The sequence below is a fragment of the Blastomonas sp. genome (assembly GCF_041747255.1).
GTDB lineage: Bacteria > Pseudomonadota > Alphaproteobacteria > Sphingomonadales > Sphingomonadaceae > Blastomonas.
In genome coordinates this window covers 1-7,186 of record NZ_JBGTFM010000321.1, presented here as the reverse complement: position 1 = coordinate 7,186, position 7,186 = coordinate 1, and the positions used below count along the sequence as shown (strand labels likewise).

The 7,186-nt window shown below is 63.2% G+C and carries 10 protein-coding genes; 2 read left to right on the top strand and 8 right to left on the bottom strand.

The genetic code is table 11. The annotated features are described in order from the left end of the window. Positions 1-68: 68 nt before the first annotated feature. The 8 genes from ACEW8G_RS10965 to flgB all read right to left on the bottom strand — a co-directional run bounded on the left by ACEW8G_RS10965 (position 69) and on the right by flgB (position 5,972). The gene (locus ACEW8G_RS10965; RefSeq protein ID WP_373488456.1) at positions 69-1,187 is read right to left on the bottom strand and encodes a flagellar basal body P-ring protein FlgI; all 1,119 of its coding nucleotides are present in this window, start codon (positions 1,185-1,187) and stop codon (positions 69-71) included. A gap of 11 nt (positions 1,188-1,198) precedes the next feature. Continuing rightward, complete coding sequence (locus tag ACEW8G_RS10960) at positions 1,199-1,840, bottom strand: flagellar basal body L-ring protein FlgH (protein WP_373488455.1); 642 nt, start codon at positions 1,838-1,840, stop codon at positions 1,199-1,201. Between the two features lie 210 nt (positions 1,841-2,050). Next, positions 2,051-2,842, bottom strand: coding sequence for a flagellar basal-body rod protein FlgG (gene flgG, locus ACEW8G_RS10955; RefSeq protein ID WP_373488454.1), 792 nt, complete (start codon positions 2,840-2,842; stop codon positions 2,051-2,053). 25 nt (positions 2,843-2,867) lie between these two features. Then, entirely contained in the window at positions 2,868-3,611 is a 744-nt protein-coding gene (flgF, locus tag ACEW8G_RS10950; RefSeq protein WP_373488453.1) for a flagellar basal-body rod protein FlgF, read from the bottom strand. A gap of 49 nt (positions 3,612-3,660) precedes the next feature. Continuing rightward, a complete protein-coding gene (locus tag ACEW8G_RS10945) occupies positions 3,661-4,491 on the bottom strand; it encodes a flagellar hook-basal body complex protein (RefSeq protein WP_373488452.1) in 831 nt (276 codons plus the stop codon). Between the two features lie 72 nt (positions 4,492-4,563). Further along, positions 4,564-5,217 carry a flagellar hook assembly protein FlgD gene (locus tag ACEW8G_RS10940; protein ID WP_373488451.1) on the bottom strand — a complete coding sequence of 218 codons (654 nt, stop codon included), beginning with the start codon at positions 5,215-5,217 and terminating at the stop codon, positions 4,564-4,566. Next, the gene (gene flgC, locus ACEW8G_RS10935) at positions 5,214-5,606 is read right to left on the bottom strand and encodes a flagellar basal body rod protein FlgC (RefSeq protein ID WP_373488450.1); all 393 of its coding nucleotides are present in this window, start codon (positions 5,604-5,606) and stop codon (positions 5,214-5,216) included. Before flgC ends, ACEW8G_RS10940 begins: the two co-directional genes overlap by 4 nt. A gap of 15 nt (positions 5,607-5,621) precedes the next feature. After that, positions 5,622-5,972 carry a flagellar basal body rod protein FlgB gene (gene flgB / locus ACEW8G_RS10930; RefSeq protein WP_373488449.1) on the bottom strand — a complete coding sequence of 117 codons (351 nt, stop codon included), beginning with the start codon at positions 5,970-5,972 and terminating at the stop codon, positions 5,622-5,624. 239 nt (positions 5,973-6,211) lie between these two features. Here flgB and ACEW8G_RS10925 point away from each other — a divergent pair, with 239 nt between their 5' ends. Together ACEW8G_RS10925 and ACEW8G_RS10920 are read left to right on the top strand one after the other, a co-directional pair. Then, positions 6,212-6,910: a MotA/TolQ/ExbB proton channel family protein gene (locus ACEW8G_RS10925; RefSeq protein ID WP_373488448.1), complete on the top strand. Its 699-nt coding sequence runs from the start codon at positions 6,212-6,214 to the stop codon at positions 6,908-6,910. Beyond that, the coding region (locus tag ACEW8G_RS10920) for a hypothetical protein (RefSeq protein ID WP_373488447.1) at positions 6,907-7,186 on the top strand (280 nt) is incomplete at its 3' end. The genes ACEW8G_RS10925 and ACEW8G_RS10920, both read left to right, overlap by 4 nt.

Genomic DNA, 7,186 nt, shown 5'->3' with positions numbered 1-7,186 from the left:
CGGACCGGCAGCGGCCTGCGTGCCAGCCGTGCGGGCCATCGGAAAGGCCTGGGAGGCGGGCATGATCGTCACAGGATGATCAGCTCCGCCTTGAGCGCGCCGGCCTGCTTCAATGCCTCAAGAATCGCCGCCAGATCACTGGGCGATGCGCCGATGGCATTGATCGATTCGACAATCTCGGACAAGTTGGCACCTCTTTTGAATTCAAATGCAGGCCTCATTTCTTCTTCGATATCCACCGCGCTGCGCTCTTCCACGGCGGTCTCGCCCCGGCTGAACGGTGCTGGCTGCACAATTGTCGGGCTTTCCTGCACCCGCACGGTCAGCTTGCCGTGGCTTACCGCCGCCGGGCTGATCCTGACCGCACCATTGATAACGACCGTTCCGGTGCGGGCATTAACAATTACTTTCGCTGCCGCCTCTGCCGGGGTCACCGGAATGTTCTCAATCCGGCTCATCATCATCACCCGCTCCTGCGGGGTGACGGGCGCGGCGATGCGCACCGATACGGCATCATTGGCGACCGCAAGACCATAGCCGAACTGGCTGTTGATCGCGTCGGCGACGCGCATCGCGGTGGTAAGATCCGCATCGGCGAGGTTGAACATCAGATAGGGGCTTTGCTCAAAGCCGGTTTCAACGACGCGCTCGACGGTCGCGCCGCCCGCGATCCGCCCGACCGAAGGCACGTTGATGACAGTGCTCGAACCATCCGCGCCGCTGACGCCAAGACCGCCCACCGCCAGATTGCCCTGCGCCATGGCGTAGATCTGGCCATCGGCACCCAGCAGCGGCATCATGATCAAGGTGCCGCCACGCAGCGATTTGGCGCGGCCAATGGCGGACACGGTGATGTCCAGTCGCTGGCCGGGCTTGGCCATCGGTGGCAGCTCTGCGGTCACCAGCACGGCAGCCGCGTTGCGCGTCGCGGGGTTGACGCCGGGCGGCAGCGACAGGCCAAAGCGGTTGGTGACGCCCTTCATGCCGATGGTCGCATATTCCAGATTGTCGTCGCCAGTGCCCGCAAGCCCGACAACGATGCCATAACCGGTCAGCTGGTTGGCGCGCAGGCCCTGAAATGCGCCCAGATCCTTGATCCGTTCGGCATAGGCGGGTTGCACGGCGACGAACAGCACCAGCACAATGGCGAGGACGGCGCGCAGCAGGTGCGGGAAGGGGAGGGTCATGTCAGGGGCCTTCAAAACGGACTGATGACTTCAAAGAAGCGCTGCAGCCAGCCCTTCTTGCTGGCGCGGGCGATTTCACCCGTGCCGCCGTAGACGATCTGCGCATTGGCGACGCGTGAGGAGAAGATGATATTCTCCGGGCCGATATCGACCGCGCGGACAATGCCGCTGAAGCGGATATGCTCCGCGCCGCGGTTGAGGCTCATCAGCTTTTCGCCGCGCACCAGCATGGTGCCATTGGGGTAGACCTCGGCAATCGTCACGGTGATCTCGCCCTGCAGCGTGTTCGACTGGCTGGCGGTGCCTGCGCCCTTGAAGCCGCTGTTGCCGCCCATGCTGATGTCGCTGGGGTTGAAGAAGCTCAATGGTCCGGTGCTGGGCGGAGTCAGGCCGATGCTGCCGCTGCGGTCGGTGTTGGCACCATTGGATTTGACCGCCTGGGTGCGCTCGATCAGCAAAATCGTCAGCACATCGCCGACCATCGCGGCGCGCGCGCCGCTGGTCAGCGCGGCATAGCCGTTGCTCGCCTGAAAGATCGAACCAGTCGCAATGCGCGGCGTGGTCATGGGCACGGACAAAGACGGCGCATAATCCGGATCAGGCTCAATGGGCCGCTTTTTCTTTTTGGCATAGGCGGGGGATGCCGAGATCACGAGCGAAAGTGCAACCGCCGCGATCAATCCTCCCCGGCACGGGGAGGGGGACCGTTTGCGCAGCAAATGGTGGAGAGGCAGCGAGATTGAACCGCCGCGCGCCGACGCTTCCCCTCCAGCATGCCGCTTCGCGTCGTGGTCCCCCTCCCCGGCAAGGGGAGGATTGAGGGTCAGCATCTTCGTTGTCCGGATGGTCATTTTATGTCAGCCTCAACCCATCTGCTGGTTGGCATATTGCAGCATTTCGTCGGTGGCCTGGATCATCTTGGAATTGACCTCATAGGCGCGCTGCGTTTCGATCATGTCGACCAGCTCTTCGACGATGTTGACGTTTGAGCCTTCGAGCGAGCCCTGGCGCAGCATGCCGCGCCCCTCGGCGCCCGCAACACCGACCACCGGCGCGCCGCTAGAGACGGTTTCCGCCAGCAGGTTGCCGCCCAGCGACTTGAGGCCTGCCGGATTGATGAAACTTGCCAGCTCGATCGTGCCCAGCTCGCTGGGCTCGGCCTGCCCGGCAAGCGTAGCCGACACGGTGCCGTCGGTGCCGATGGTGATGTTGGTGACGCCTTCGGGCACCGCAATATTGGGGACCAGCGGCAGCCCTTCGGGTGTCACGATCTGTCCTTCGGCGGTCAGGTTGAAATTGCCCGCGCGGGTATAGGCGTTGGTTCCATCGGGCAGCTGCACCTGAAAATAGCCTGCGCCCTCGATCGCCATGTCGAGCGCGTTGCCGGTGGCCTGCAGCGACCCTTGCGTGTCGATGCGCATCGTGCCTGCTACCTTGACGCCGGTGCCGACCGATAGCCCGGTGGCATAGACGTTCTGCGCATCGGCGCGCGCCCCGGCGGCGATCTGCTGCTGGTAGGCGAGCGTCTCAAAATTGGCGCGGTCGCGCTTGAAACCAGTGGTGTTGACGTTTGCCAGGTTGTTGGCGATGACGCGCATCTTGGTGTTCTGTGCGTCCAGCCCGGTGCGGGCGACCTGAAGGGCTCCATTGCTCATCTCAATATCCTTCGTGTGTTCCGGGTTACGCCGGCATCTGCATGATGCGCGCGCCGCTATCGTCCATGTCCTGCGCGGTGGTGATCATCTTGACCTGGGTTTCCCAGGCGCGGCTGGCCTCGATCATATCGACCAATGCTTGGGTCATATTGACGTTCGATCCTTCGAGCGCGGCCACGGTCACGCTCGCATCGGGGTCATCGGGCAACGCGCCATCGTCGGGCACGCGGAACAGGTTGTCGCGGCCCTTTCTGATTTCACTGCCTTCTGCGCTCACCAGCTTGAGCCGGGCGACCTCCTGAAACTGTGTCGGGTCACCGCCACGCGGCACGATGCTGATCGCGCCATTGGCGGCAATCTGCACCTGATCGGCTGGCGGCAGCGTGATCGGGCCACCTTCACCGAGCACGGGGTGCCCGTCGCCTGTGGTTAAAAGCCCTGAATCGTTCAATGTCATGTCGCCACGCCGGGTGTAGGCCTCGGCGCCATCGGGGGCCTGTACGGCGAGCAGCGCGGTGCCGTTGATCGCGACGTCAAGCGGCCGTCCGGTGTTGGCGACCGGGCCGGCATTCATGTCTGCACCGATGACGGCATCGCGGCTGGTTGCGCGGCTGTCGAGCCCTTCGCCCTGCAGATACAGCGCCTGGGCGTTGACGATCTCCGCCCTGAAGCCGGTGGTGTTCGCGTTTGCCAGATTGTTGGCAATCGCGGTCTGCCGGTTCATGATGCCCTGCATGGCCTTAAGATTGGTGTGGATCATCTTGTCCATGTCAGGGCACCATTTGCTGGGGGTGAAAGGTCAGTCATTCAAACCGTCATCAGACCTGCAGGTTGACGATGGTCTGGGTCATGTTGTTGGCGGTTTCGATCGCCTGCGCATTCGCCTGGAAGTTGCGCTGTGCGGCGATCAGCGCCACCAGCTCCTCGGTCAGGTCGATGTTGGCGGTTTCGAGCGATCCCGAACGGATCGAGCCCAATGGGCCGATGCCAGCCTTGTTGATCGCGGCAACACCCGAGTCCCCGGTGGCCTGCCAATGCGAGTCGCCCATGGGGCGCAGGCCCTCGACCGCCACAAAGCTGGCCAGCGCGAGCGCACCAAGCCGGGCCTGGTTGCCGTTCGAGAAGGTTGCCGTCACGACGCCGTCGTCGGCAATCGTGATGTTCGACAGCACGGCGTCGGGGTCAGCCGGATCGGACTGCGGCAGCACGAAATCGATCATCGCCCCCGGATCGGTCGACGTGGGAATGCCATTGGCATCGACGGGCAGCAGCTGTACCTTGCTGCCGATGGTGTCGACCACTTCGCGGTTGACGTTGACCCCGAACGAGCCGTTGCGGGTGTAGCTTTGTGCTTCACGCGGCGGCTGGCCCTTGACCACGAAAAAGCCGTCGCCAGCAACAGCCAGATCGAGCGTACGATCGGTGCTCTCGACCGCGCCCTGGCTGAACTGCTGGGTGATGCCGTTCAGCCGAACGCCCTGACCTGCAACCGAACGCGTGCTCTGCGTGGGCGCTGCGGCGAACAGATCGCCGAACGCTGCGCTGCTTTTCTTGAAGCCGGTCGAATTGGCGTTGGCGATGTTGTTGGACACGACCGAAAGATCGGTCTGCGCTGCCTTCAGGCCGCTGAGCGAGGTGACGAATGACATGTGGTGTTACTCCTCATTAAAACTTTGGTCAGTGAAACTTAAGTCAGTGAAATAGGGTGATGCAAAAAAGGGTCAGGCGATGCGTTTGATGGAGCCGGCGGCGATGCTGCCTGCCGGGGTGACCAGCATGGCATCGGCGCCATTGCTGCTCGATTCGACCGCCGTGACTGGCAGCCAGGTGGATAGCCCGGTGGCCGCCGCGCCGGTGACGCGCAGCTTGAGCGGGCCTGCGTTGACCGGCTGGCCGTTCTCGTCCTGGCTGATCAGCTGGAACGGGATGGTGCCAGCGGCAAGCTTGCCCAGCTGCTGGCTATGGAGAACGTTGCCGCTGGCGTCGGTCCATTCCAGCGTGACATTGTCGGCAGGCGCCGCGAGGGTAAACTCGCCTGCATAGCGGCCCTGCGCATCGGCATGGGCGGTGTCGCCCTGCTGCAGCACCGACCGGCCGATGAAGCTGGCGGCTTCTGCCAGGCGCGATGTGCCCAGCGCCGATGAAATCGATTTCAGCGAAGCGTTCATTTCAGAGATGCCCGCAACCTGGCTGAACTGCGCCATTTGCGCGACCATCGCCTGGTTATCGACCGGATCGAACGGATCCTGAAATTTCAGCTGCGTGGTCATCAGCTTCAGGAACGCGGTCTGGTCGAGCGAACTGCGCCCGCCTGTGGCTCCCGCTGGCTGTGCCTGCGTCAGCGTAGACGCAAAATCACCGGCAATCGTGTTCATTTGCCCATCCTTACGGTATCGAGGATCAGCGACTTTGCGGTCTGCATCACCTGCACGTTGTTCTGATACTGGCGCGCGGTTTCGAGCATATCGATCAGTTCTGCCGCTTCATCGACCCCGGCATCCCAGACAAAGCCCTGCTCATCGGCCATCGGGTTGGTCGGGTCGTGCCGTTTGACCGGCTTGATGTCTGACTGGACGATCCGCTCAACCGAGACGGTGGCGACACCGGCGCGGTCAGTGACGGTTTTGAATACCGGCTTGATCGCGCGATAGGCCTCTGCCTCGCTGCTGTAGGTGGTGCGCGCGTTGGCGAGGTTCGATGCGGTGGTGTTCAGTCGTGAGAGCTGCGCCGACATCGCCCTGCCGCTGATGTCAAAAATGTTCATCGGGCCCGACATGGTTTATTCCCCCTTCAACGCGCGGCTGATGGTCGCCACCCGGCCTTCGAGAAATGACAGCGTGGTCGAATAGCCGATGGCGTTTTCCGCAAACAGCGTCTGTTCGGTCGACAGCTCGACGGTGTTGCCGTCGAGCGAAGGCTGCAGCGGCGTGCGATAGCCCGCGTTTTCGCCCATCGCGGCGGCCAGGCTTTCGCCCTTTTGCACGCGCTCCATCGCCTTGTCGAAATCAAGGTCGCGCGCCTTGTATCCGGGCGTCGCGGCATTGGCGATGTTCGATGCCAGCATCGACAGCCGCTGTGATCGCAGCTGCAGCGCGGAGCCGTGCATTCCGAAAAGCTTGTCTGCCCCCATGGGACCAATCCTCTTAACCAAGTGCTGCATCTGCCGTCTTAAGCGGTGGACAGAATGCGTCGCCCAAAGGGTAAGCAATGCCCGTGCCAGTTTCGTCAGGTGCAGGCATTGCTTGGGTTACTGCGGGTGTGGACGGGCAGTGCGCGTTAACAAGCTGCGCATCGCTGGCGGCAAACAATTGCCGTTCGGCGGCAACCTATTGCCGCTTTGGCGGGATGATCGAGGACCAATTTAAGCCCATGACAATCACCGCCTTTATCGATCCCTTGGCCATTGGTCTGGTCGCAGGTGCCAGCTTTGCGGTGGCCTGGATGCAGAATGGCAGCGCCGCTGCGCTTTGCGCTCTGGCTGCGCTGCGCACGGAACTGTGGATCAAACCGCAAGCCGAAGCCGACGACGGTCATCGCGCGGTGCTGCGCATCGAGCATCTGGTGGAAAGCCGCGGCACAGGCTGCGTTGACCGCATCAAGCAGCCGGGCTTTGTCGGCAGCGCCGCCGATGCCATGGCCAACCAGCGCTCGCTGCAGGGCTTTGAAGACGCGGTCGCGCGGCTCGCCGCGCAGCGTCGTACCCGGCTGGCCACGCAGGTGCGCTTCTGGGACAATGTTGCCGATATGGCGCCTGCGATGGGGATGCTGGGCACAGTCACCGGGCTGATCATGCTGTTCGGCGACGTCGAGGATGCCGCCTCTATTGGCCGGGCGATGGCGCTGGCTTTGCTCACCACTTTATATGGGCTGGTGCTGGCCAACCTGATTGCCGGGCCGATTGCCAAGCGGCTGGCGCGTATCGCGGCGGAAGAGCAGAGCTGGCACGATGATGTCGCGCGGCGGCTGATCGCTATCGGTCGGCTGGCCTATCCTGATATCACAGCCAGCGGGCTGTATGTCTCAACCGAACCGCCGCGCGCGTTCAAAGGCGCGGCAGCCCGGTCATGACCGCTGCCCAGCGCTCAATTATGTCGTTTCTCGACCTTGCCCTGATCACCACCGGGGTAATGGCGATGCTGGCCAGCGTGGGTGACCGGCATAGCGCAGCGGCAGGGGCGATTTCTGAGACGTTCGGTGCAGCGCCGCGCAGCGTGGTCGAACACGCGCTGCCGGTCAGCCAGCTGTTTGAGCCTCAGGATGCGCGGCTCAGCGATGCCGGCACTGCGGCGCTGGCGGAACTGGCGCTCGCATCGCCCACGGTGGAGATCGGCATCACCGTGCCGG

What these genes read in the sequence shown, in the direction of transcription:
- flgF (WP_373488453.1), bottom strand. Translation starts at nt 3,611, where the DNA reads ATGGACAAGATGATCCACACCAATCTTAAGGCCATGCAGGGCATCATG.
- flgC (WP_373488450.1), bottom strand. Translation starts at nt 5,606, where the DNA reads ATGAACATTTTTGACATCAGCGGCAGGGCGATGTCGGCGCAGCTCTCA.
- ACEW8G_RS10925 (WP_373488448.1), top strand. Translation starts at nt 6,212, where the DNA reads ATGACAATCACCGCCTTTATCGATCCCTTGGCCATTGGTCTGGTCGCA.
- flgB (WP_373488449.1), bottom strand. Translation starts at nt 5,972, where the DNA reads ATGGGGGCAGACAAGCTTTTCGGAATGCACGGCTCCGCGCTGCAGCTG.
- ACEW8G_RS10945 (WP_373488452.1), bottom strand. Translation starts at nt 4,491, where the DNA reads ATGTCATTCGTCACCTCGCTCAGCGGCCTGAAGGCAGCGCAGACCGAT.
- ACEW8G_RS10965 (WP_373488456.1), bottom strand. Translation starts at nt 1,187, where the DNA reads ATGACCCTCCCCTTCCCGCACCTGCTGCGCGCCGTCCTCGCCATTGTG.
- flgG (WP_373488454.1), bottom strand. Translation starts at nt 2,842, where the DNA reads ATGAGCAATGGAGCCCTTCAGGTCGCCCGCACCGGGCTGGACGCACAG.
- ACEW8G_RS10940 (WP_373488451.1), bottom strand. Translation starts at nt 5,217, where the DNA reads ATGAACACGATTGCCGGTGATTTTGCGTCTACGCTGACGCAGGCACAG.